The following is a 23,202-nucleotide window of genomic DNA, read 5'->3' as shown; positions in this document are numbered from 1 at the left end:
AGCACCATTAGCTCAGTTGGTAGAGCAACTGACTCTTAATCAGTGGGTCCTGGGTTCGAGTCCCCGATGGTGCACCAAAGAATGCCTTACACGAAAGTGTAGGGCGTTTTTTTGTTGCTCTATTTTAAGAAGGCACGATCTGGTGCAGCATTCCCTCCGGAACGGCTTCATGCTTCGCCTACGGTTCGCATTCAGCTCGCGGGGACTGGTCGCTAAAAATGGTTGCGGGTTTGTGAGCAGGGGCCACGATTGAGCGTGAGCGAAAGCGGGGAGCGAACAATCTGGGATGTGGTGGAAAAACTGCCCCACGGAATGGATACAGTCTTGGGAGATGGCGGGATCCGTCTTTCCGGTGGTGAACGGCAGCGGGTCGTGCTGGCCAGAGTATTGCTGGGGAATCCGAAATTGATCGTTATGGATAATGCACTTCCATATTTGACTACGGACTTGACGGATAGCGAAATATTGTCGTTAGCCTACCGGCTGCTCCCCTTGGCTTCTTCGATATCAATAAGCTCCCACACAGTCCCGGCGAGCGATTGTTATTATAGTGCGAACATTCGTGGAATGTCCGTGCTGGTGCCGGACCTGCCCCTGATCCGACAACGGCTGGAAGAATACTTGCCATTGGAATAAGTCAGGAGATACTGCCAATGCGTGCTTCTCCATGGGGTCATCCTTGCTGCGTTTCTGTATTTTTTAGACTACTCTCAAAAATACATTTTTTCATGGTACTATTTTCGCACTTTGGAGAGGACGGGGAAGACAGGGCTTCATTAGGCGGGGGCCTTGCTGACAGACCCTGTCTGACGGCTTGATTTATTTTTGCCTTGAGATTCTGGTATTCAGCTTTTTGAGCTTCTCGTAACGGATTTTGGTCTGGTGATACTCGGCTGCCATGCGCTCTTTGCAGTCGTCACTCATCTTACCTTTTACAGTGTCTTTCAGTTCCATGTCGTCCTCCTTGAATCCTTTTCGTAAAAATGGGCAAAAGAAAACCACGGTGCGGGTGCATCGTGGTTTAACGGTCATTCAACTCCCGGCGGGAGCTTTCCGAGTTCTTTCAGAACATCATAATAACCTCGCGCAGCCAGCTGACGTGGCGGAACGTCATCCCCATCATAGATATCTTGGGCGCATAGGTCGTCGTATTTATGGTCGATAGGATAGTCTATCAGATACTGCTGCATCTTCTTTATACGTTCCGGGGTAAAGAACTTTTCATTCGTAGAACTTGACACCGTATCCCTCCAATTCTGATAGACAGTTGCGAACAAGAAAATTCAACGATTCGGCGGCTTCCTGATAGGAAATCTCTTTCCGATCATATTGATCTGCAATGCCGTTGACGGATTCTCCGAGATCAGAAACCAGTGTTTTTACGGCTTTTGCGTCAAACGAAGCTGATTTTTCAACCGCATAAACGTGCCTATCATGGCCAACAGCTGTAAGCATTTTCAGGTTTACGTTATTTGCAAAGTTACTCAAATCCCGTTGTGAGAAAATGTTACTGTCAGGGTGTGTATGGATAACGATATACGGCACATTTTGTTTTGGCACCGACACTGTTGAGCGCTCTGCTGCTCCTGTTAACTCTTTTGTGAGCGGTTTCATATTCAAATCGTATGCCCTGCCAACTTCCACTCCAAGCGGCTGCTTGGATGCGGTCATAAGCAGACGTTTGTGCGCATTTTTCAGCTGCTGTTGTCCAGCAGCATCCAGCGTGTCACAGCTGAACGCCTTGATATTGCTGATTGACTGCATTGTAACAGGTTTTGGCTCCATGTTCAAGCTCGAATAAACAGAGAAGTTTTTCCTTGCCGCATACGCCGCCCGCTTCTGGGCGTTGATGGCATCCTTCCGGGCGGCGTAGTCGATGCGGCGCATTTTGTTGATGCCGCCGCCCGCCGCACGGTACTAGCCAAGCTGCTGTATGATGGCTTTCTCTCGGTCCGAAAGTTCCCATCTGACTGCCGATGCGCGCTCGCACAAAAGTAGCCCGGACCCAAAAATACCTTTCCCGGCCTGCTTTTGTGCGTCCAGGCTTCCAACCTGGATGCAGTCATCTGCCCGAATTTTCAGGTCTACCCCGTATCTTGCATACCTCTGCATCATGGCCGCGGTGATAACATTCATGGGGTAGTCATATTTCGGCAGTTCTTTGCTATTTGCTTTAATTAACCTGTCATTTTCCCGGTTGATTGCCTTTGTCAAATCCGGTGCGGTCTGCGCCACAATCCCGCCGCTGTAGCTCGTCACAAATGATGTTTTTACCCTTGCGCCGTTTTCGTAGGCGATCTGGCAGTCCACGATAATACGGCGGGTTGTCAATCACAACCGCACCGTCAGGGTAGGGAAATGCTTTGTAATCGCCCGCATCCATGAGGCAGAAAAGTATATCCCGCTCGACCGTCTTTGCCTGAGTCCGCAGTGCGGCTTTGCCTCCTGTGAGATCGGCAACAAGCTGACCGAGCTGGAACAGTGGAACAAGCTCAAACTGGTCAAGGAAATCGCCGAGACCGTGTGGGGTAAATAAGAAGTATGACCGGCAGATCTTTGGAAACAGAGAACTGCCGGTTTTCAATATAAATTTATCTACCAAGCCCCGTTCTACGGACGGGGCTTGGTATGCTGCGGATTTTTAATGTGTAGTGCGGCAGTAGGGCGGCCAGGGGGCTGGCCGCCCTACTGCGGAATATTGTGGTGTTGATTCGCAATGAACCTGCATATTTGTGGCATGCCAGGGCTGGCCTGATCTGGCAGCCCCGACCGACAAAACGCTTTGAGGGCAAACAAACTGCTCCACTCCGCATTTACTGTGTATGGTTGTATGTGCTATACTAAAAACAATCGATGGTGCAGCTGAAAAGTCGAAAATATCTTCTATTTCTACAAACGCAGCGGGATTTTGTGTTAAAAAGCCTTGGAATCCACAGAGGATTCCCGCGGCTCTTTGCCTTAAATCCGTCTTGCGCTTGTGAAATATCCGTCATTTTCTTTGTTTTCAGATACACCTTAAGAAGCCGCACCAGATGTGGACTGTGCGGGGCCGCAGTGTGATGTTGAGAAAGGGGAGCAGCAGATGACCCGGATTGCGATTGTGGAGGACGAGGCGGCGGTGCGGGAACAGCTGGCGGGGGATGTGCAGCGGTACACCCGGCAGTACGGCACGCCGTTTGAGGTAACGGAGTTTGCGGATGGGATGGAGATTCTGGAAGATTACCGCCCGCAGTTCGACATCATCTTTCTGGATGTGGAGATGAAGCACCTGGACGGCATGGAGACCGCCCGCCGCATTCGGGAGCGGGACGGCGGGGTGCTGATCGTGTTCATTACCAACATGGCGCAGTATGCCATCCGTGGATATGCTGTTGGGGCGCTGGATTATGTGCTGAAGCCGGTGCCTTACTTTGCGTTTTCGCAGCAGCTGCAAAAGGCGCTGGGGCAGCTGGAAAAGCGGGAGCGGCATTACCTGGCCGTGGCGGTGGACGGCGGCATGCGGCGGCTGGACGCGGCGGAAATCTATTACCTGGAAAGCGAAGGCCACAAGGTGCATTTTTACACCGAAAAAGAAGATTTTATAGTGCCGGGCACCCTGAAAAACTATGAGGAAAAGCTGGTGGGCCGGGCGTTTGCACGGTGCAACAGCGGGTATCTGGTCAATCTGGCGCAGGTTTCCGGCGTGCAGCAGGATATGGTGCAGGTTGGTCCGTATACGCTGCAGATCAGCCGCCCGCGGCGCAAGGCCTTTATGGCGGGGCTGGCGGATTATATTGGGGGTGCGGGCTAATGACGACATTGCCGGATATTCCCCGCCTGTACACCGCTTTGGCGGAAGTGCTGGCGGCGCTGATGTATGCGCACAGGCTGCCGCCGCGGATGGACCAGCGCGTGATCTGGGGCGTGGAAGCCGGTTGGGCGGTGCTGCTGGGGGCGTTTTTGCAGGCCACGGGGAAAGTTCCGCTGGCGTGGTGGATCCCCTGCATGGCAATGGCGATTCTTTCCATGCTGCTGTTTTTGTGGGTCACACGCAGCATTACGCTGTTGGAAGCGGGCTATGTGTGCGCGCGAGCCTTTATTTTGGCGGAGCTGGCGGCCAGCGTGGAATGGCAGCTGCACTGCGTGCTGTGGCCGCAGCGCGGCGGGGCGGAGCCGCTTTCGCTGCTGCTGTTGGCGGCGGTGTACGGCGGCATTTTTGCCGCGATGCTTTTTGTGGAGAACCGCCGCCCCGGCCCGGCCGGGAAGCTGAAAATAACGCCCGCAGGAACTTTTGTGGCGGTGGTCATGGCGCTGACCGCATTTGCCGTGAGCAATTTGAGCTTTGCCAACGGCAGCGAAGCCAACATGAACATGTTTTACATCCGCACGCTGGTGGACCTGGCCGGGGTGCTGATTTTGACGGTGCAGCACGAGCAGCTGCGCGAAGCCGCCCTGCACAGCGAGCTGGCGGAGCTGGACGGCGTTTTGCACCGCCAGTACGAGCAGTACAAGCAGAGCAAGGAGAACATCCGCCTGATCAACCGGCGCTACCACGAGCTGAAAATGCAGATTGCGGCCATCCGGGCGGAGCGGGACCACGCCAAGCAGGATGTGGCGCTGGCGGCCATGGAAAGCGTCATCCGCCAGTGCGAGGTGGAGAACAAGACCGGCAACCCGGTGCTGGACACCCTGCTGACGGCCAAAAGCCTGTACTGCCAGCAGTACCACATCACGATGACCTGCGTGGCGGACGGACATTTGCTGGACTTTTTGGAAACAGGGGAGATCTGCACGATTGTGGGCACGGCGCTGGACAACGCAACGGAGAGCGTGGAGACCGAGCCCGACCACGAAAAGCGGCTGATCCGGGTGGCGGTGTACGCCCAGAACGGCTTTGTGATGCTGCGGTTTGAAAACTACTGCGCGCAGGAAGTGGAGCTGGGCGCGGACGGCCTGCCGCGCCGCAACACCCATGGCGGCAGCGACCTGCGCGGTGTGCGCGCCGCCGCCGAAAAGCGCGGCGGAACTATGACGCTGCACTGGGAGAATGAGTGGTTTACGCTAAGGGTGCTGCTGCCGCAGAAAAGCTGAATGGATGGCTGGGGGTCTAGGATAAGGCACCCGGCCATTTTTGGTGTTTGGGCGGGGTGCACAAAACAGGGTCGAGATGCTTTGTGAGAGATGCACAACAAAAAATGAAATGTTTTTGAAACTTTTGCAAAACATGCAACGGAAACAACAGTTTGTGCAAAAAATGAGCCGAAAGAAAATTGTTTTGGTACAATATCATCAATGAAAGCGGAAATCCCGTCAGCCGCCATCCGGAGGGCGGCACAATAAAAGGAGGAAAACAATGAACACCCTGCTTCTTACCCTGGCAAACATGGGCGTCAACCTGGACGACGTTGCCGATGTGGTCAATAACTGCATCCCGCAGCTCATCTTCTTTGGCGTTGTGGTTGCCGCCGCCATTATCGTACTGATCGCTATGGCGGTCAACAAGAAACTGGCCAAGCCCACCAAATTCATGGTGCGCGCCCAGTCTGGCCTGGCCGTGCTGGTGGCTTTCGGCATCATGCTCAACCTGGTTGCCTTTGGCCCTATGAGTACCATGCTCGACCTGGTCACCGGCAACGGCACTATCACCGAAGAATCTGGTGCAGAGGCCAACGCCCTGTGCACCGAGATTGCCGAGGAAGGCATCGTCCTGCTGCAGAACGATGACAACGAACTGCCCCTCGCGTCCGGCAGCAACCTGAACGTCTTTGGCTGGGCTTCTGTCGGCCCTGTCTACGGCGGCTCCGGCGCCGGCGCGATCTCTGCCGATCGTCCCACCGTCAGCCTGCTGGATGGCCTGCACAACGCCGGCATCAACACCAACACCGAGCTGAGCGATTTCTACACCGCTTACTGCGCCGAGCGCCCGGCGCTGGGTTACATCAACCCTAACTGGACCCTGCCCGAGCCCACCGCCGCCAGCTACACCCAGGAGCTGATCGACAACGCCAAGTCTTTCTCTGACACTGCAATGGTCGTCATCAGCCGTGTTGGCGGCGAGGGTTCTGACCTGCCCACCGATATGAGCACCGTCAACTACACCGACAACTCCACCGAGTACAAGGACTTCGAGGACGGCCAGCATTACCTCTCCCTGAGCAAGACTGAGCGCGACATGATCGACCTCGTCTGTTCCAACTTCGACAACGTTGTGCTGGTTTACAACGCTGCCAACACCCTCGAGCTGGGCTTCGTCGATGAGCACCCCCAGATCAAGAGCGTTATCTGGTGCCCCGGCACCGGCCAGACCGGCTTCAACGCCCTGGGCGAGATTGTTGCCGGTGAGGTCAACCCCTCCGGCCACTCTGCCGACACTTTCGTCTATGACCTGACCGCAGCTCCTTACTTCAACAACATCGGCGACTTTACTTACACCAATGCGGATTCCGTTGGTTACACCGCTGCCGGCTTGTTTGGCCGTGATCCAGAGCAGGTTACCCCGCACTTCGTCAACTATGTTGAGGGCATCTACGTCGGCTACAAGTTCTACGAGACTGCCGCTGCCGAGGGCCTGATCGACTATGACAAGACCGTTCAGTATCCCTTCGGCCACGGCCTGTCCTACACCACCTTTACCCAGAAAATCGACTCCATGACCGAGGCTGACGGCACCATCACCCTGGATGTCACCGTCACCAACACCGGCAGTGTGGCCGGTAAGGACGCCGTGCAGGTCTACTTCAACCCGCCGTACACCGATGGCGGCATTGAGAAGGCTTCCGCCAACCTCGTCACCTTCGGCAAGACCGACTCCATTGAGCCGGGCGCTTCCCAGACCTTGACCCTGACCTTCAACACCGAGGACATGGCCAGCTTTGACAGCAAGGACAAGGGCTGCTACGTGCTGGAAGAGGGCGACTATATCATCAGCATCAACGAGGATTCCCACACGGTGCTGGATTCCAAGACCTACAATGTCGCTTCCACCATCGTCTATGACGAGTCCAACCCCCGCAGCACCGATGCCGAGGCTGCAACCACCAAGTTCGACTTCGCTGACGATAAGCTCGTCACCCTGTCCCGTGCAGGCCATTTTGCCAACTATGCCGAGGCTGTCGCCGTTCCCTCCGACTTCACCATGTCTGAGGAGAGCATGAACACCCTGTACACCGACCACAACTGGACCCCCGAGGACCACAACGACCCCAACGATGAGATGCCCGTTACCGGTGCCAACAACGGCCTGAAGCTGGCTGACCTGCGCGGTGCTGACTACGACGACGAGCGTTGGGATACCCTGCTCGACCAGATGACCGTCACCGAGATGGACGACCTGATCGCCCTGAGCGGCTACCAGACCAAGGCCGAGGCCAGCGTTGACAAGTACGCGACCATCGACTGCGACGGCCCCGCTGCCATCAACAACAACTTTACCGGCGTTTCGTCCATTGGCTTCCCGTCCGAGATTATCATCGCTTCCACCTTCAACACCGACCTGGCCCGCCGCTACGGCGAGAGCATCGGCCGCATGGGCAGCGAGATGAACGTCACCGGCTGGTACGCCCCCGCCATGAACGGCCACCGTTCCGCCTTTGACGGCCGTAACTTCGAATATTACTCTGAGGACAGCGTCCTCGCCGGTTACATCGGTGCCAGCTCCATTGCCGGTGCCCAGAGCTACGGCGTCTACGCTTACATGAAGCACTTTGCCCTGAACGACCAGCAGACCAACCAGAGTAAGCTGCTCTGCACCTGGGCTGACGAGCAGGCTATCCGCGAGATCTACCTGCGTCCCTTCGAGATCAGCGCCAAGGTGGGCGGCTGCAAGGCCGTCATGTCCAGCTGGAACTATATTGGCAACCAGTGGGCCGGTGCCTGCAATGCACTGCTGAACGGCGTGCTGCGCGGCGAGTGGGGCTTCCGCGGTATGGTCATCACCGACGGCTTCCACTTCACTGACTACATGGATTCCGATAGGGCCATCCGCAACGGCTGCGACCTGATGCTGAAGAACTACGACGTTGCCACCAACCACCTGACCGATACCACCAGTGCTACCGGCGTTAAGGCTATGCGTCAGGCTTGCAAGAACATCATGTACACCGTGGTCAACTCCCGCGTTTACGACCCGGCCAACACTGTTTCCACCCCCATCTGGCGTACCGCTATGATCGTGGTCGACGTGCTGCTGGCTGTACTACTGGTCGTGCTGGAAGTTCTCACCTTCAAAAGCTACAAGAAGAAAAAGGCACAGTAAAGTGTAATTTGTAAGCTGTGCAGCTGCCCTGCGGTCCATCGACGCCGACTTTGCGCGGTTGTGCGGTGGGCCGCAAGGCTGTTTTTAAGAAAAGGAACCACCTTATGCAAAAGAAACAACTGCAAGCTTTGACGCTTGAACAAAAATGTGCGCTGCTTTCGGGCGCGGGTACCTTTACCACCCGCGGTTATCAAAAGGCGGGCATTCCGGCTATCACTTTGTCCGATGGCCCCAACGGTGTGCGCAAGCAAGCCGGGGCGGCGGACCACCTGGGGCTGAACCCCAGTGTTCCGGCCACCTGTTTCCCCACGGCAGCCACTGTGGCGTGCAGCTGGGATCCCGCCCTGGGCGAGCAGATCGGCCGGGCCATGGGCGAAGAAGCCGCCGCGCAGGAAATTGCCGTGCTGCTGGGGCCGGGCCTGAACACCAAGCGCAGCCCCCTCTGCGGCCGCAACTTTGAGTATTTCTCCGAGGATCCGTATCTTTCTGGCAAAATGGCAGCGGGCTATGTGCGGGGCATCCAGTCCAACGGCATCTCCGCCTGCCCCAAGCACTTTGCCGTCAACAGCCAGGAGCTGCGCCGCATGGCGTCGGATTCCGTGGTGGATGAACGCACCCTGCGGGAGCTGTACCTGACCGGGTTCGAGATCGTGGTCAAGGAAGCAAAGCCCAAGACCATCATGAGCAGCTATAACCTCATCAACGGAACTTACGCCAACGAGAACCGCCACCTGTTAATGGACATCCTGCGCGGGGAATGGGGCTTTGACGGCGCTGTGGTAACGGACTGGGGCGGCAGCAATGACCATGCCCTGGGCGTGCAGAACGGCTCCACGCTGGAAATGCCCGCCCCCGGCGGGGACGCGGTGCGCGAGCTGATGCAGGCTGTGCAGAGCGGCAAAATTACCGAAGCGGATGTGGACGCCCGGCTGGACGAGCTGCTGACGCTGGTGTTTGATACCCATGCCGCCGTGCAGTCCCACAGCCGCACCTTTGATGCGGACGCTCACCACGCCCTGGCCCGCCGCGCCGCAGCCGAAAGCATTGTGCTGCTGAAAAACGAGAACGACCTGCTGCCGCTGGCCGAGGGCGCAAAAGTTGCCGTGATCGGCGACTTTGCCCAGACACCGCGGTACCAGGGCGCTGGCTCCAGCGCGGTCAACTCCATCAAGGTGGATACCTTTTTGGACTGCCTGAAAGAGAGCGGCCTGGCCAGCGTGGGCTTTGCCCCCGGCTTTGACCGCCAGGGCAAACCGGATGCCGCCAAACAGGCCGAGGCTGTAGCCCTGGCCCAAAAGGCCGAAGTGGTGCTGCTCTGCCTGGGGCTGGATGAAATCAAGGAAAGTGAGGGTCTGGACCGCGGCGATATGCGCCTTGCGGACAACCAGATCGAACTGTTAAAGGCCGTGCAGCAGGCCAACCCCAACACCGTTGTGGTGCTCAGCGCAGGGGCTTCGCTGGAAACCCCGTGGCTCAAACACTGCCGTACCCTGGTGTATGGTGCGCTGGGCGGCCAGGCGGGGGCGGGCGCCATGCTGGATGTGCTGACCGGCAAAGTGAACCCCAGCGGCAAGCTGGCCGAAACCTGGGTCAACGCCTATGCGGATACCCCCGCCAAGGATAACTTTGCCGGGCCGGGCCGCATGGTGCAGTACCGCGAGGGGCTGTATGTCGGCTACCGCTATTACCAGACCGCCGGTGTGCCGGTGGCATTCCCCTTTGGCTATGGGTTAAGCTACACCAGCTTTGCCTACAGCAATTTGCAGGCCGCGTCCAATGGCGTGACCCTGACCGTAACCAACACCGGCAAGCGCGCCGGAGCAGAGATCGTGCAGCTGTATGTGGCAAAACCCGGGGCAGAAGTGTTCCGCCCCGCACAGGAGCTGAAAGGCTTTGCCAAGGTGCAGCTGCAGCCCGGCGAAAGCAAGACCGTGACCATCCCGCTGGACGACAAGGCGTTCCGCTACTGGAACACCAAGACCGACAGCTGGGAAGTGGAAGGCGGCAGCTATGAGCTGCGGGTCGGCGCGTCCAGTGCGGACATCCGCCTGACCGCCGTGGTGGAAGTGGCCGGTACCGGCGCACCCAACCCCTATGCGGGCAAGCATCTGCCGCACTATACCAGCGGCAAGGTGCAGAGCGTGCCGGATGACGAATGGGCCACCCTGCTGGGCCGCCCGGTGCAGCAGGGAAAAGTTAAAATTGACCGCAACATGACCCTGGGCGAGCTGAACCACAGCCGCAGCCCGCTGGGCTGGCTGATCTGGCTGGTGCTTACCGCACTGCTGAACGCCAGCTACAAGCGCGGCAAGCCGGACCTGAATGTGCTGTTCCAGTACAACATGCCGCTGCGTGCCCTGGCCAAAATGACCAGCGGTGCCATCAGCATGGGCATGGTGGATGGCATTGTGATGGAATTACAGGGATTCTGGATCATCGGCCTTGTGCGGGTGATCATAGAAGCCGTGAAAAACCTGGTACTGAACGCACAGCTGGAACAGCGCCTGCGCAACAGCTGAGGAAAGAGAGGGGCTATTTATGCAGCTATGGAATAATTTTGCGGCAAAACACCCCGCCGCAGCCAAGTGGGTGCGCGAAGGCGGACTGTTTGTGATCGTATCCAACCTGGTTACGGTGTTCAAATACCTGCTGCTGCAATTTTTGCCGGCGGCGTTCAGCAGCCTGCCGGTGGTGGATTTTGGCTGGCCGGGCATCCCGGTCACGCTGTTTGGCGAAACCTTCCAGTGGAACATCCTGGGGTATGATTCCGCCCATGGCGGTCTGCCGTACTTTTGCGCCTACATGGTTGCCATGGTGGTGGGAGAATGCATAAACTTTCCCATCCAGCGCAACTTTGTGTTCCGCAGCAAGGGCAACCTGGCCAAGCAGATCGCCTGGTATGTGGTGGCGTTCTGCTTGATTACCTGCATCGTCAACTCCATCAACTGCGTGTGGGTGGCGGTTGCAGGCCTGCTGGTGCCGGATTTCATCTACAACATTGGCACCACCGTGCTCAATGGCGGCATTTCCATGGTGATCTTCTTCTTTGTGAACAAGATCATCTTCCCAGAGGGCGCACAGGCAAAATAAAGCCCGGCAGGATCACTGGTGCTTTTCCCGGTACTCGAACAGGGCGGCGGCACGGTACAGGAAAAAGTCCTTTGGATGGTATAAAAATGTGATTGCCAGCAACGGCGAAGATCTGAACGGATAAAGAAGAATGCTGCCTTTCCCTGATGTGGAGAAAGACAGCATTTTTATTGCGTTTTTCGGAAAGAGGTGAGCAGCGGCCCCTACAAATGGGTAACGGCTGGCCATAAAATGGCGCTATTACATGGTGTGCGCCCCTACGGAATTACAACAAAACACCCCCGCCCGTGCGGTAAATGAACTGCATAGGGCGGGGGCACCGTTATTTTACAAAGAAAACGCGCAGAGCGGAGATTTTAGGCAATACCGCACAATTCTAAGTGCCGATACGGCGAGCGAGGCACGGCAGCTGCTAAGCCAAAAGCGTAGATAATACTTTGTGTATTATCGAGCATTTTGGCAACGCAGATGCCGTGCCGCAGCCGCCGGAGCGGTGCTTAAGCCGTCAGGCGGGAATTGTGCGGTGTTGCCTTTACTGTTCCACGGCACCGGTGGGCAGCTGGGGAACAGCGGTCAGGATGCGCATGAACTCTTCGCCGGTGATGGTTTCTTTCTCGTACAGGTACTTGGCAATCTCGTCCAGCTTGCCGCGGTTTTCAATCAGCATCTGTTTGGCTTTTTCATGCTGCTGCTTGACGACTTCCACGACCTTATCGTCCACTGTGGCGGCTGTGCGCTCACTGCAGGCCAGGCTGGCATCGCCGCCCAGGTAGGCGTTGTTCACGGTTTCCAGGGCAACCATGTCAAAGTCGTCGGTCATGCCGTAGCGGGTAATCATGGCGCGGGCCATCTTGGTGGCCTGCTCGATATCGTTGGATGCGCCGGTGGTGATGGAGTTGAACACCACTTCTTCGGCGGCACGGCCACCGGTCATGGTGGCAATTTTGGCCAGGATCTCTTCCTTGGTCATCAGGGTGTGGTCGCCGTCCTCTACCTGCATGGTGAAACCCAGCGCGCCGGAAGTGCGCGGCACAATGGTGATTTTCTGCACGGGGGCGGAATGGCTCTGCAGGGCGGCAACCATGGCATGGCCGACTTCGTGGTAGGCCACGATGCACTTTTCTTTGTCGCTCAGGATCTTATTCTTTTTCTGGGCACCGGCCAGGATGGTATCCACGGCTTCCTGCAGGTCGTACTGGGTAACGGCCATGCGGTGGTGGCGCACAGCGCCCAGGGCGGCTTCGTTGATGATATTGGCCAGCTCGGCACCGGAAGCACCGGGAGTCATGCGGGCAACCACGGCAAAGTCACAGTCGGGGCCGATTTTGACCTTTTGAGCGTGCAGGCGCAGGATGCTTTCGCGGCCTTTCAGGTCGGGCAGCTCCACGGGCACACGACGGTCAAAACGGCCGGGGCGGGTCAAAGCGGGGTCAAGGGATTCAGGACGGTTGGTGGCGGCCAGAATGATAACACCCTTGGCGGCGTCAAACCCGTCCATTTCGGTCAGCAGCTGGTTCAGGGTCTGCTCGCGTTCATCGTTGCCGCCCATACCGGAAGCACCGTCACGCTTTTTGCCGATGGTATCGATCTCATCAATAAAGATAATGCAGGGGGCTTTTTCGTTGGCCTGTTTGAAGAGGTCACGCACCTTGGAAGCGCCCATGCCGACGAACATCTCGACAAATTCAGAACCCGCAATGGAGAAGAAGGGAACACCGGCTTCGCCGGCAACAGCGCGGGCCAGCAGGGTTTTACCGGTGCCCGGGGGGCCGACAAGCAGAACGCCCTTGGGCATTTTGGCACCGATATCCTCGTAACGCTTGGGGTTATGCAGGAAGTCAACGATTTCCTGCAGGCTCTCTTTGGCTTCGTCCTCACCGGCAACATCGGCAAATTTGATGGACTTGCCATCCTCAACGACATACTGTTTGGCACCGGATTTGCCGCCGCCAAAAATCATGCTGTTGGCGCCGCCGGTCATTTCACCGACCCGTTTGCGCATCATGCGGTTGAACCAGACGATCAGGATGATCATGGGCAGCAGCGAGATGACCCAGCCCAGCAGGGTATCCACCCAGGTGGTCTGGTTGTACACCTTGCCAAAGGAAACGCCGGCGCTTTCCAACCGGTTGACCAGCTGCAGGTCCTGCGCAATGGAGTTGGTGCAGTAGGTGGTATCGTTTTTGTCCACAAAATAGATCTGCTGATCCTGAATTTCAACGGTGCTCAGTTCGCCGCCTTCGAGCATGTTCAGGAAGGTGCCGTAATCGACCTGTTTGACCTGGCCTTTCATCATGGCGGGGAAGGCCCAGAAATTGAGCAGCAGCAACACCACAAGGATCACGGCATATACAATGCCGGTCGTCTTTTTGGGGTCGCGCGGCTGTTGGGTTTCGTGCATAACAATTCCTCCAGTTGGGGGCGGTAATAGGGGCCCCCGATAGATTCTATCATGAAGAATAAAAATGAACTGCGGATGAACAAGGCATGAAATAGCTGGAAATTCCGGTAAACTTTGCGTGAACAAGGGCAGTTTGTGGGCAAAAACAGGAATGCAGACCGCGTAACGACAGGGAAAAAGTGAAGGCAACACCGCACAATTCCCGCCTAACGGCTCAAGCACCGCTCCGGCGGCTACGGCACGGCATCTGCGCTGCCAAAATGCTCGATAATGTCGGGTTGCGGTACCCGCATCGTGCTTCGGGGGCAAAAGCCCCTCGCACTCTGCGACCGCTGCCCCTGCTTCGGTTCGCTGTTTCCGCCACTGGCGGCGCTCACCTTTGCAGCATCCAGTATTATCTGCGCTTTTGGCTTAGCAGCTGCCGCACCTCGCTCGCCGTATCGGCACTTAGAATTATGCGGTATTGCCTGAAAAGAATCTGAACGGTTTTCCACAAACAGAGGGGCTTCTTGTGGAAAACAAAAACGCGCGGCGGGGAGATAGGATGTTGATGACAGGATACCATGGTTGCAGCTCAGTATGCGGGACGATGCAGGCATCGTCCTCTACAGATCGTTTACAGGTTTGCGGTGGATGGATTTACGTTTCTCCGCGGCGCGATGAGGGCATCGCGCCCTACAAATCTTTAGGCAATACCGCACAATTCCCGCCTAACGGCTCAAGCACCGCTCCGGCGGCTGCGGCACGGCATCTGCGTTGCCAAAATACTCGATAATGTCGGGTTGCGGTACCCGCATCGTGCTTCGGGGGCAAAAGCCCCTCGCACTCTGCGACCGCTGCCCCTGCTTCGGTTCGCTGTTTCCGCCACTGGCGGCGCTCACCTTTGCAGCATCCAGTATTATCTGCGCTTTTGGCTTGGCATCTGCCGCACCTCGCTCGCCGTATCGGCACTTAGAATTATGCGGTATTGCCTTTATAACAAAAGCGGGGCGCTGCCAATCAGCAGTGCCCCGCTTAATTTTGTGTTATGCAGTTTTATCGCCCCAGGCGCACCGGCTCCGGAGGCTCCTGGCCGGGGCGCAGGTCCATCCACCAATAGGCAAGGTCCAGCCATTGGCCGAACTTGTACCCAGTGCGGGGTTCCACGCCGATTTTTTTGAAGCCGAGCGCCTTATGGAACGCGCAGCTCTCTTTGTTCTGGCCGGTCACAAGGGCAACGGCGTTGCAGTAGCCGCGCTGGCGCACGCCGTCCAGCAGGGCTTTGTACAGCCGCCCGCCAACCCCCTGGCCCACACAGTCGTGGGCGCAGTAAACGGTCAGCTCCACATCCCACGCATAAGCTGTGCGGCTGTGCCAGGGATGGGCGCAGGCAAAGCCGCACAGCTTGCCCACTGCATTGACGGCAACCAGGAACGGCGCGCGCTGCTGCACATAGGCGATATTTTCGCGCTGGAATTCCTCGGTACACAGGTCATACTGGAAAGTGGCCGTGGAGTGGGTGACATACCAGTTGTACAGCTCCGCCACGGCGGCGGCGTCCTCCGGCGCGGCATCCCGCAGGGTGATGGTGTTTTCAGCGGTCCACTGGGCGGCAAGGGCTTCCTTTTCGGGTTTTGGCAGCTTTTTCAGGGCGGCTTCCCGCTTCAGGGCGGCACTTTTATCGGTGCAGCGCTCGGCATAGGTCAGCTTAACGGCACCTTTGGCGTGGGTATACTTGGCACCGGCCTTGCCGCCCTTGTGGGCGCGCAGGCGGCGGGCAAGGTCATTGGTCCAGCCGGAATACAGGCTGCCATCCGCGCAGCGCACCATGTAGACCCAGGCGGAAGCCGGGTCTGGCTGGCAGTCCGCCGCGGTGCTGGGGCGGGGACCAAACTGCTCTAGAGTTTCGGCGCTCACTGTGCGCTCACCGGCCTTCCGGCGGCGCGCAGGGCACGGCGGCATGCCTCAATGGCATCCTCTTTGGTTTCCGCGGTGACAAGGAAACGGCTGGGGTGGCAGAACTTGAGAGCCAGGCCGCTCTTTTCGCGCAGGATCTCCTCCGGCTGGCCGCCCCATGCGGGCGGGAACGGCACCTTGCTGCGGCGGGTCTTGTAATCGGTCACGCACTGGGCGCTGTAGCCGCCGCGCTGGCTGGGGTAGACAACAAACAGGGCATCGGTTTTGTACAGGCCGTTTTTCCAGGGCATGTAGTCCGGCAGGACCACAATGCCGTCCCTGGAGTTCTTGTAGGCGTTCTGGACGGTCTCGTCCGCGCGGTTCACGGCGTTGGCTGCGGCAATCTCGTTTTCCAGCACCTGCTTGGCAAAGGGCACGGCGCGCCAGAAGCAGGCATCGGAATCTTCGCCGGAATCCCACACGGGGTTAAAGCTGCCGATGGCATCGGCCAGGGAGTTCTGTTCGCCGGTGTTATCGTTCAAGTCCAGGGGCTGAACAAAATTTTCATCCAGCAGGCGGGCCTGGTGGGCACCCACCAGCTGGGCACCCAACACGCGCCACAGCAGGCCAAAGGCCGCATAGGGCACGCCGTTGGGGCGGCTTTCGCGCGGTTCCTGGTGGTGGTCAAACATACCGCAGCCCACATCGTACACAATGCCGTCAAAACCATCCGGCACAACAAAACCGCGGGTTACTTTGATATCCGGCCGCACAATCATCAGCAGCGCTGTGGCAAACACATCGTCTGCATGGAACTTGCCGCCGTGAGTAAAACCTTTTGCAGGAATTTTCATAGAATAGCCTCCGTCTATGGGGTAAAATGATGATTAACTAATATTATAACATGAAAGCGTAGGTTGGTAAATGCAAAATCTGCGCGGGCGGGCCGGATTTGGAACAAGTGGCAGCATTTGGCCGAAAAACGGTGATTCACAACTGGCATAAAATATGATATACTAACCTAATATGCCCTTTTGCGGGCATACCGGACATTCGGTGTGTTGACGCGGAATGTTGACCGCAACTTAACGAACAAACAAAGCGAAGGAACTGGATACCCATGCAAAACATCAAAAAAACATTAAAAAGCAAGCGCTTCTGGCTTGGCACGGTGCTGCCATTTGCGCTGGCTGTGGCAGCGGCCTTTGTGGCGCGCTACCAGTTAGAAATTTCTGACGGCGTAACTGCCAACTACATGGCGGGGCAGTGGCCGGTATACGCACCGCTCAATGCGCTGACGGCGTTCTGCCTGACGCTGGTGGTGTTTGCCCTGTGCGGCAGCTGGGGCATTGCAACCGGCGTTTCCGGCCTGATTTTTACCGTGCTGGCGCTGGTCAACTATTACACGCGGGACCTGCATGGTTCCGCCCTGATGCCGCAGGACATCCTGAACCTGGGCACCGCGGCAGAGGTGATGGGCAGTTATACCCTGCACATTACCCAGACAGTTATTACCATTGCGCTGCTGTACATCCCGGTGCTGGTGGCTGCCGTTGTGCAGGTCAAACTGGCTGGCAAGCATAAGCGCAGCTGGAAACAGCGCGGCGCCCATGCGCTGGCCTGCGCCTGCGGCATTTTTGCGGTGCTGTATCTGGGGTATTTCAGCCCCAACCCCATCAAGCCCGCCACCACTTACGGCTGGGCCTGGCAGGAAACCTATTATAAGTACGGCTACCTGGCGGGTAGCCTTGAAGCCGCCAGCCTGATGGTGGACCCCATCCTGCAGCCGGACGGCTACAGCGAGGACGCCGCCACCGAGGCCGCTGCAATGGCGCAGGACTATCAGGCCAGCCCCGAAACGGCAAACGAGCAGGACTACCCCGATGTGTTCCTGATCCTGTCCGAAAGCTTTTATGACTTTGACCTGGTAACGGACCTGCAGGCTGACCAGGAGATCATGCAGGTGACCAAAAACCTGCCCAACTCCATTTACGGCCACACCATCAGCCCGCATGTGGGCGGCGGCACCAACTCCAGCGAGTACGAGATGCTTTCCTCCAACTCGCTGATGCTGATGCCCTCCATCACACCGTTCAACTGGTTGAACCTGCACAAGGCAAACAGCCTGGTCAGCAACCTGAAAGATCTGGGGTATGCCACGCTGGCAGCCCACCCCTATACCAACTCCAACTACCGCCGCGATTCTGCCTGGCTGACGCTGGGCTTTGACGAGACCCACTTCCAGGATGATTTTCCGACCAAGGAAACCTATGGCAGCCGCCCCTACCAGACCGACAGCGCCACCTACCGCGACCTGGAAGGTTTGTATGAAGCAATGCCGGAGGACCAGCCGCGGTTTGTGTTCCTGGTTTCCATCCAAAGCCACGGCGATTACGATATGAACCCCCCGGAGGAGGATATCGTGCATGCCGCAACCGATTACGGCGAGTATGATTCCATCATGGATGAATACCTGAGCAACATCTATATGACCGACCGTGCCTTTGGCGAACTGACCGAATACCTGACCGAGCAGTACGAAAAGACCGGCCGCAAGGTGATTGTTGCCATGGCAGGCGACCACGCCCCCAGCTTTGTGGATCATGTGGCCGACCATACCTTTACCGATGAGAACAATTTGCAGATTTTGGAGCGCAGCACGCCCTACCTGATCTGGGCAAACTACCCGCTGGAAAACGCAGGCCAGACCAGCGCCACCGACGAGTACAACCGCATGGATATGTGCATGCTGGCACCCACCCTGGTGGAAAATGCCGGGCTGCCGCTGACCCCGTATTACCAGTACCTGCTGGCACTCAAGCAGGTGGCCCCGGTGGTGACAGCCGCCAATGACTATATGGACGCGGACGGCGTGACCCACACCTACGGCGAGAATGCAGAGCTGGATGCCTGGGTGCATGGGTACTTCTATTTGGAGTATAACAACATCGGTGCCAAAGCAACCAGTCAGCAGAATTTGTTCCAGGTGGAAAAGTAAGAAGCTGATAAGCAGACGTCAGCCAGGATTCCTCTGATTTAGGGCAACACCGCACAATTCCCGCCTTGCGGCTTAAGCACCGCTCCGGCAGCTGCGGCACGGCATCTGCGTTGCCAAAATGCTCGATAAGACATCCAGTATTATCTGCGCTTTTGGCTTGGCATCTGCCGCACCTCGCTTGCCGTATCGGCACTTAGAATTATGCGGTATTGCCTTAGAAACAAAAATGGCAAGAAAAAATCTCCCCGCTGCAATGTGCTGATGCACAAAATGCAGCGGGGAGATTTTCGATTTCAGATACACTCTGGGCCGTTACACGGCGGCGGGCGCTTTCAGCACAAAGGTCTGTACGCCCCAGATCACCAGAACAACAATGCCGAGCGCGATGCGGTAAACGCCGAACGCGGTGAAGGTGTGGCGCTTGACGTAATCCATCAGGAAGCGGATGGCGATGATGGAAACGATAAAGGCAACCGCACAGCCAACGATCAGCACAACGGTCTGATCCAGCGTGAAGCTGTTGCCCTTGCCAAAGAACTTGACCAGCTTGAGCAAACTGGCACCGGCCATGACCGGGATGGCAAGGAAGAAGGTGAACTGGCTGGCAGCCGGGCGGGACATGCCGCACAGCATGCCGCCCAGAATGGTGGAGCCGCTGCGGGAGGTGCCGGGAATCAGGGAGAGCACCTGCCAGCAGCCAACCTTGAACGCCTGCGGGTAAGTAATGCGGGAAAGCTTGGTGGTGGTGGGCACCCGCGGGCGGCGCTCGATCAGGATAAAGGCAACGCCGTACACAATCAGCATCAGGGCAACCACCACGCTGTTATACAGGTGGGCGTCCATCCAGTCGTCCAGCAGAATGCCCAGCACGGCGGCGGGCACGCAGGCTGCAATAATTTTGAACCACAGCCGGACCACGGGCCAGCGCAGGTGGGCGGCAAAGCCGGTATCGCGGCCATTATCCTTGCAGAACGGCCACAGCTTGTGGAAATACAGCACCACAACAGCCAGGATAGCACCCAGCTGGATGACAACGCGGAACATTTCCATAAAATCTTCCGTATAGCCAAACTTCAGCACCTGCTCGGCAAGGATCATATGCCCGGTGCTGGAAATCGGCAGCCATTCGGTGATGCCTTCAATCACACCGTAAATGACGGATTTCAGAATTGAAAGAAACAGGTCCATCTTTTTTCCTCCCCTTGGCGGGATCACTCCCGACCAGCAATACAAATATATAGTAGCACACTTTACGTGATATTGCACCCTGCCGCTGTATAATTTACACTTTTGCTCCAAAACAACAGGCAAAAGCGGTTGCCGTTTTGGCAAAATGCTCCTATAATAGAAGTGTGGCTTTTGCCGTATCAGTTGGAAAAGTTAGAATGTGTATAGAGAATAGAGGATATTACAAAATGTATAAAACTGTAGTGTTTGACCTGGATGGTACGCTGCTGAACACCCTGACTGACCTGGCGGATGCCGGCAACCGGCTGTGCCGGAAATATGGCTGGCCCACCCATGAGCGCCAGGCGTACCGCTATTTCGTGGGCAATGGTATCCCGAAACTGGTGGAGCGCCTGGCCCCGGCAGACCAGCGCACCCCGGCGGTGCTGGAAGCGGCCCTGGCGGATTTTAAGCGGGATTATGGCCAGCACCTGCGGGACACCACCGCACCGTACCCCGGCATCCCCGAAATGCTGGCAAAGCTGAAAGCGAACGGCGTGCAGCTGGCGGTGTTTTCCAACAAGGCGGATGCGCTGGCAAAAGAGGTCGTCAAGGATTATTTCGGCACGCAGTATTTTACGATCGTGCGCGGCCAGATGACCGGCGTGGCCCCCAAGCCCGCCGCCGAGGGCACGAACGCCCTGCTGCAGGCCCTGCATGCCGACCCGGCCAGCACCCTGTATGTGGGGGACAGCAACGTGGATGTGGAAACCGCCCACAATGCGAACCTGCCCTGCTGCGGGGCGGTGTGGGGATTCCGCACGCGGGAGGAACTGAATGCGGCCGGGGCGGAATACCTGGCAGAAAACAGCGATGAACTGTATGACGTTATCATGAAATAACTGCAAAATGGCGGTGGGAGGAACTGTGAAATGATTGCGCAGCGCTATAAAGATATGCTTAGCGGCAAGTCCGTTATTCGCCAAATCTCCGAGTGGAGCACGGCTCGCGGGACCGAGATCGGCTATGAAAATGTGTTTGATTATTCGCTGGGCAACCCTTCGGTGCCCTGCCCGGAGCACTTTACCAAAACCTGCATCGATCTGCTGCAGACCAAGGAGCCGGTGACGCTGCATGGCTACAGCCCCACGCTGACCATCCCCGCCGTGCGCAAGGCGGTGGCCGAAAGCCTGAACCGCCGCTTTGGCATGGACTACGGTATGGAGCATATCTTTATGGCAACGGGTGCTGCCGGTGCGCTGGCCCACGCCATGCGCTGCGTGGCGGTGCCGGGGCAGGATATTATCACCTTTGCGCCGTTCTTCCCGGAATACAAGCCGTATGTGGAGGGCGCGGGCCTGAATCTGAAGGTCGTTCCGCCCCGCACGAAGGATTTCCAGATTGACTTTGACGCATTTGACGCGATGCTGGATGAGAACACCGCCGCCGTGCTGATCAACACCCCCAACAATCCCTCCGGCGCAGCCTACAGCGCCGAGACGCTGACCGGCCTGGCCGACCGCCTGCGCGCCGCCAGCGCCAAGTATGGGCACCGAATCTTTTTGATCTCGGATGAGCCGTACCGCGAAATCATGTTCGGCGGGCAGCCCATCCAGTACGCCGCCAAGTTCTATGATGATACGTTGACCTGCTATTCGTTCAGCAAGAGCCTGAGCCTGCCGGGCGAGCGCATCGGCTATGTGGCTGCGAACCCGCGCTGCGAGGACGCCGAGTATATTGTGCCCATGTGCGGCCAGATCAGCCGCGGAACCGGCCACAACTGCCCGGCATCACTGATCCAGCTGGCCGTGGCCGAATGTCTGGACGAAACCAGCGACTTGGGCGTGTACGAAACCAACATGGAGCTGATTTACGCCGAGCTGAAAAAGCTGGGCTTTACCGTGGTTAAACCCTCCGGCACCTTCTATATCTTCCCCAAAGCGCTGGAGGAGAACGCCAATGCGTTCTGCAAAAAGGCCATGAAGTATGACCTGGCGTTGGTTCCCGGCGACAGCTTTGGCTGCCCCGGCTACTTCCGCATGGCGTACTGCATTGATACCGAGAAGGTCCGCCGCAGCTTTGCCGCACTGGAAAAATTTGTGGCGGAAGAATACGGGAAATGAATTCCGTTCGGGCCGCGCCCGCCTGCAGTGGGAAGCAAAGCCCGAAACATACGATTTTGACACCATAAACGGGAGGTCTGCACAATGCCGCAACAAAAACGTCCGGCGCAGGGACCCAAGCGCCGCCCTGCACCCGCTGCCAGGAGCAGCAATATGCAGCGCCGCCGCGCTGTTTCACGCAAACAGAACCGCCGCGTGCATGCCCTGATCACCTTGATTTTCTGCATTGCCGTGTTTATTTTGGTGTGCGCAGGCTGCTTTTTGCTGGTAAAAACCGATGGCACCATTACCAACAAGCCCAACCAGAGCCAGGGGGATTCCAGCTCCGCCGCGCCCGACGGTGCAGACAGTACCACGGATGGCGACAGCCAGCAGGAACAGCCCACCATGACCGAGGAAGAACAGCGCATTGCCGATGCCACCGCAACGGCGTCCGCAAACTGCACCAAGGATGCCCCGCAGGTGGTGGACCCAGCGCTTTGGGATGAGCGCGGCAAAGCCTTGATGGAACAGCTGGCTGCCGATGAATTTTACCAGAGCGAGGGGCTGAAATACAGTGCCAAAGATGGCTGCCCCTATATGATCGCGGTCAACCGCGCGGCTTCTACCGTGACGGTACTGGCGCTGGACGATGAGGGTAACTACACCAAGCCGTATATGGCCATGGTGTGCTCCGGCGGCGCGGATACCCCGCTGGGATTCTTTGCAACGCCGGTCAATTATGACTGGCGGCTGCTGGCCGGGCCGAGCTATGGCCAGTACGCTACCCGCATCTGGGATTCCTATCTGTTCCACACTGTGCCGTATTACAGCCAGCACAAGGACGATATCGAGTACGACCAGTTCAACCAGCTGGGCACCCAGGCCAGCCTGGGCTGTATCCGGCTGTTGGTCTGTGATGTAAAGTGGATCTATGATAACTGCCCCATCGGCACCCGCGTGGTGATCTATGATAACGCCGATGACCCCGGCCCCATGGGAAAGCCCGGCACCATTTACACCGACCCGGCGGACGAGAGCAAGCGCGGCTGGGACCCCACCGACCCGGATTCCGCCAACCCGTGGGATGCAGCATTCCGCAGCGGTACAGCTATCCGCAGCGAGGCAGCCTGGAACGAATGGAACGACGCCCAGAACGATGGCCGCTGGAACGGCTCCATCAACCCCACTGACCTGCAGGGCTGGAGCACCGATTCCAGCGTTGAGGGCACCCGCGGATAACACACCATAGGGGTTAGGGCAATACCGCATAATTCTAAGTGCCGATACGGCGAGCGAGGTGCGGCAGATGCCAAGCCAAAAGCGCAGATAATAC

Annotated in this window: 18 protein-coding genes, 1 tRNA gene and 1 pseudogene; 12 read left to right on the top strand and 8 right to left on the bottom strand. The window is 57.6% G+C overall.

Annotation, left to right across the window (positions count from 1 at the left end):
* Nucleotide 1 precedes the first annotated feature (1 nt).
* Nucleotides 2-77: transfer RNA gene (locus C4885_RS10960), tRNA-Lys, on the top strand.
* A 178-nt stretch (nucleotides 78-255) separates the two neighbouring features.
* Nucleotides 256-636, top strand: coding sequence for an ATP-binding cassette domain-containing protein (locus tag C4885_RS17255; RefSeq protein ID WP_305791097.1), 381 nt, complete (start codon nucleotides 256-258; stop codon nucleotides 634-636).
* A 183-nt stretch (nucleotides 637-819) separates the two neighbouring features.
* On the opposite strand, the gene C4885_RS17215 is transcribed toward C4885_RS17255, so the two are convergent.
* From C4885_RS17215 to C4885_RS10945, 3 genes are all read right to left on the bottom strand, one after another.
* On the bottom strand, nucleotides 820-954 hold the full coding sequence (locus C4885_RS17215) for a hypothetical protein (RefSeq protein WP_256359667.1): 135 nt from the start codon (nucleotides 952-954) through the stop codon (nucleotides 820-822).
* Nucleotides 955-1,221: 267 nt separating this feature from the next.
* Nucleotides 1,222-1,887, bottom strand: coding sequence for a hypothetical protein (locus C4885_RS10950; RefSeq protein WP_114000381.1), 666 nt, complete (start codon nucleotides 1,885-1,887; stop codon nucleotides 1,222-1,224).
* A 30-nt stretch (nucleotides 1,888-1,917) separates the two neighbouring features.
* On the bottom strand, nucleotides 1,918-2,331 hold the full coding sequence (locus tag C4885_RS10945) for a hypothetical protein (protein WP_114000380.1): 414 nt from the start codon (nucleotides 2,329-2,331) through the stop codon (nucleotides 1,918-1,920).
* Nucleotides 2,332-2,365: 34 nt separating this feature from the next.
* Here C4885_RS10945 and C4885_RS17065 point away from each other — a divergent pair.
* The 6 genes and pseudogenes from C4885_RS17065 to C4885_RS10915 all read left to right on the top strand — a co-directional run.
* Nucleotides 2,366-2,536 (top strand): annotated as a pseudogene (locus C4885_RS17065) (5-methyltetrahydropteroyltriglutamate--homocysteine methyltransferase); the annotation flags it as partial.
* 546 nt (nucleotides 2,537-3,082) lie between these two features.
* Entirely contained in the window at nucleotides 3,083-3,790 is a 708-nt protein-coding gene (locus C4885_RS10935; RefSeq protein WP_114000379.1) for a LytTR family DNA-binding domain-containing protein, read from the top strand.
* Complete coding sequence (locus C4885_RS10930; RefSeq protein ID WP_114000378.1) at nucleotides 3,790-5,070, top strand: ATP-binding protein; 1,281 nt, start codon at nucleotides 3,790-3,792, stop codon at nucleotides 5,068-5,070. The genes C4885_RS10935 and C4885_RS10930 overlap by 1 nt, the downstream gene beginning before the upstream one ends.
* A gap of 262 nt (nucleotides 5,071-5,332) precedes the next feature.
* Complete coding sequence (locus C4885_RS10925; protein ID WP_242979560.1) at nucleotides 5,333-8,233, top strand: glycoside hydrolase family 3 C-terminal domain-containing protein; 2,901 nt, start codon at nucleotides 5,333-5,335, stop codon at nucleotides 8,231-8,233.
* Nucleotides 8,234-8,337: 104 nt separating this feature from the next.
* The gene (locus tag C4885_RS10920) at nucleotides 8,338-10,752 is read left to right on the top strand and encodes a glycoside hydrolase family 3 C-terminal domain-containing protein (RefSeq protein WP_114000377.1); all 2,415 of its coding nucleotides are present in this window, start codon (nucleotides 8,338-8,340) and stop codon (nucleotides 10,750-10,752) included.
* 19 nt (nucleotides 10,753-10,771) lie between these two features.
* Nucleotides 10,772-11,323, top strand: a complete 552-nt coding sequence (locus C4885_RS10915) for a GtrA family protein (RefSeq protein WP_114000376.1) — start codon at nucleotides 10,772-10,774, stop codon at nucleotides 11,321-11,323.
* Nucleotides 11,324-11,335: 12 nt separating this feature from the next.
* Here the strand turns inward: C4885_RS10915 and C4885_RS10910 are convergent, their stop codons facing one another.
* The 4 genes from C4885_RS10910 to C4885_RS10895 form a co-directional block, all read right to left on the bottom strand.
* Nucleotides 11,336-11,551, bottom strand: a complete 216-nt coding sequence (locus C4885_RS10910) for a hypothetical protein (protein ID WP_114000375.1) — start codon at nucleotides 11,549-11,551, stop codon at nucleotides 11,336-11,338.
* 304 nt (nucleotides 11,552-11,855) lie between these two features.
* Entirely contained in the window at nucleotides 11,856-13,724 is a 1,869-nt protein-coding gene (ftsH, locus tag C4885_RS10905) for an ATP-dependent zinc metalloprotease FtsH (RefSeq protein WP_114000374.1), read from the bottom strand.
* Nucleotides 13,725-14,759: 1,035 nt separating this feature from the next.
* Nucleotides 14,760-15,620 (bottom strand): GNAT family N-acetyltransferase, encoded by an 861-nt coding sequence (locus tag C4885_RS10900; protein WP_158538879.1) that lies wholly within the window; start codon nucleotides 15,618-15,620, stop codon nucleotides 14,760-14,762.
* Nucleotides 15,617-16,453, bottom strand: coding sequence for an MYG1 family protein (locus tag C4885_RS10895; RefSeq protein WP_114000372.1), 837 nt, complete (start codon nucleotides 16,451-16,453; stop codon nucleotides 15,617-15,619). Before C4885_RS10895 ends, C4885_RS10900 begins: the two co-directional genes overlap by 4 nt.
* Nucleotides 16,454-16,719: 266 nt before the next feature.
* Between C4885_RS10895 and C4885_RS10890 the strand changes: the two genes are divergently transcribed.
* Nucleotides 16,720-18,597 (top strand): LTA synthase family protein, encoded by a 1,878-nt coding sequence (locus C4885_RS10890; RefSeq protein WP_114000371.1) that lies wholly within the window; start codon nucleotides 16,720-16,722, stop codon nucleotides 18,595-18,597.
* Between the two features lie 312 nt (nucleotides 18,598-18,909).
* Here the strand turns inward: C4885_RS10890 and C4885_RS10885 are convergent, their stop codons facing one another.
* Nucleotides 18,910-19,785, bottom strand: coding sequence for an undecaprenyl-diphosphate phosphatase (locus tag C4885_RS10885; protein ID WP_114000370.1), 876 nt, complete (start codon nucleotides 19,783-19,785; stop codon nucleotides 18,910-18,912).
* A 227-nt stretch (nucleotides 19,786-20,012) separates the two neighbouring features.
* Between C4885_RS10885 and C4885_RS10880 the strand changes: the two genes are divergently transcribed.
* The 3 genes from C4885_RS10880 to C4885_RS10870 all read left to right on the top strand — a co-directional run bounded on the left by C4885_RS10880 (nucleotide 20,013) and on the right by C4885_RS10870 (nucleotide 23,108).
* Nucleotides 20,013-20,666: an HAD family hydrolase gene (locus tag C4885_RS10880; RefSeq protein WP_114000369.1), complete on the top strand. Its 654-nt coding sequence runs from the start codon at nucleotides 20,013-20,015 to the stop codon at nucleotides 20,664-20,666.
* Nucleotides 20,667-20,696: 30 nt separating this feature from the next.
* The gene (locus C4885_RS10875; protein WP_114000368.1) at nucleotides 20,697-21,887 is read left to right on the top strand and encodes a pyridoxal phosphate-dependent aminotransferase; all 1,191 of its coding nucleotides are present in this window, start codon (nucleotides 20,697-20,699) and stop codon (nucleotides 21,885-21,887) included.
* An 84-nt stretch (nucleotides 21,888-21,971) separates the two neighbouring features.
* Nucleotides 21,972-23,108 carry a L,D-transpeptidase gene (locus C4885_RS10870; protein ID WP_114000367.1) on the top strand — a complete coding sequence of 379 codons (1,137 nt, stop codon included), beginning with the start codon at nucleotides 21,972-21,974 and terminating at the stop codon, nucleotides 23,106-23,108.
* Nucleotides 23,109-23,202: the final 94 nt, after the last annotated feature.

The organism is Subdoligranulum sp. APC924/74, assembly GCF_003324125.1.
Classification (GTDB): domain Bacteria; phylum Bacillota; class Clostridia; order Oscillospirales; family Ruminococcaceae; genus Gemmiger; species Gemmiger qucibialis.
This window is presented reverse-complemented; position numbering and strand designations above follow the sequence as displayed.

Coding starts and splice junctions, on each gene's coding strand:
- C4885_RS10880 (WP_114000369.1), top strand. CDS start 20,013: ATGTATAAAACTGTAGTGTTTGACCTGGATGGTACGCTGCTGAACACC.
- C4885_RS10910 (WP_114000375.1), bottom strand. CDS start 11,551: ATGGCCAGCCGTTACCCATTTGTAGGGGCCGCTGCTCACCTCTTTCCG.
- C4885_RS10895 (WP_114000372.1), bottom strand. CDS start 16,453: ATGAAAATTCCTGCAAAAGGTTTTACTCACGGCGGCAAGTTCCATGCA.
- C4885_RS10935 (WP_114000379.1), top strand. CDS start 3,083: ATGACCCGGATTGCGATTGTGGAGGACGAGGCGGCGGTGCGGGAACAG.
- C4885_RS17215 (WP_256359667.1), bottom strand. CDS start 954: ATGGAACTGAAAGACACTGTAAAAGGTAAGATGAGTGACGACTGCAAA.
- C4885_RS10890 (WP_114000371.1), top strand. CDS start 16,720: ATGCAAAACATCAAAAAAACATTAAAAAGCAAGCGCTTCTGGCTTGGC.
- C4885_RS10930 (WP_114000378.1), top strand. CDS start 3,790: ATGACGACATTGCCGGATATTCCCCGCCTGTACACCGCTTTGGCGGAA.
- ftsH (WP_114000374.1), bottom strand. CDS start 13,724: ATGCACGAAACCCAACAGCCGCGCGACCCCAAAAAGACGACCGGCATT.
- C4885_RS10915 (WP_114000376.1), top strand. CDS start 10,772: ATGCAGCTATGGAATAATTTTGCGGCAAAACACCCCGCCGCAGCCAAG.
- C4885_RS10870 (WP_114000367.1), top strand. CDS start 21,972: ATGCCGCAACAAAAACGTCCGGCGCAGGGACCCAAGCGCCGCCCTGCA.
- C4885_RS10875 (WP_114000368.1), top strand. CDS start 20,697: ATGATTGCGCAGCGCTATAAAGATATGCTTAGCGGCAAGTCCGTTATT.
- C4885_RS10885 (WP_114000370.1), bottom strand. CDS start 19,785: ATGGACCTGTTTCTTTCAATTCTGAAATCCGTCATTTACGGTGTGATT.
- C4885_RS10950 (WP_114000381.1), bottom strand. CDS start 1,887: ATGCGCCGCATCGACTACGCCGCCCGGAAGGATGCCATCAACGCCCAG.
- C4885_RS10925 (WP_242979560.1), top strand. CDS start 5,333: ATGAACACCCTGCTTCTTACCCTGGCAAACATGGGCGTCAACCTGGAC.
- C4885_RS10920 (WP_114000377.1), top strand. CDS start 8,338: ATGCAAAAGAAACAACTGCAAGCTTTGACGCTTGAACAAAAATGTGCG.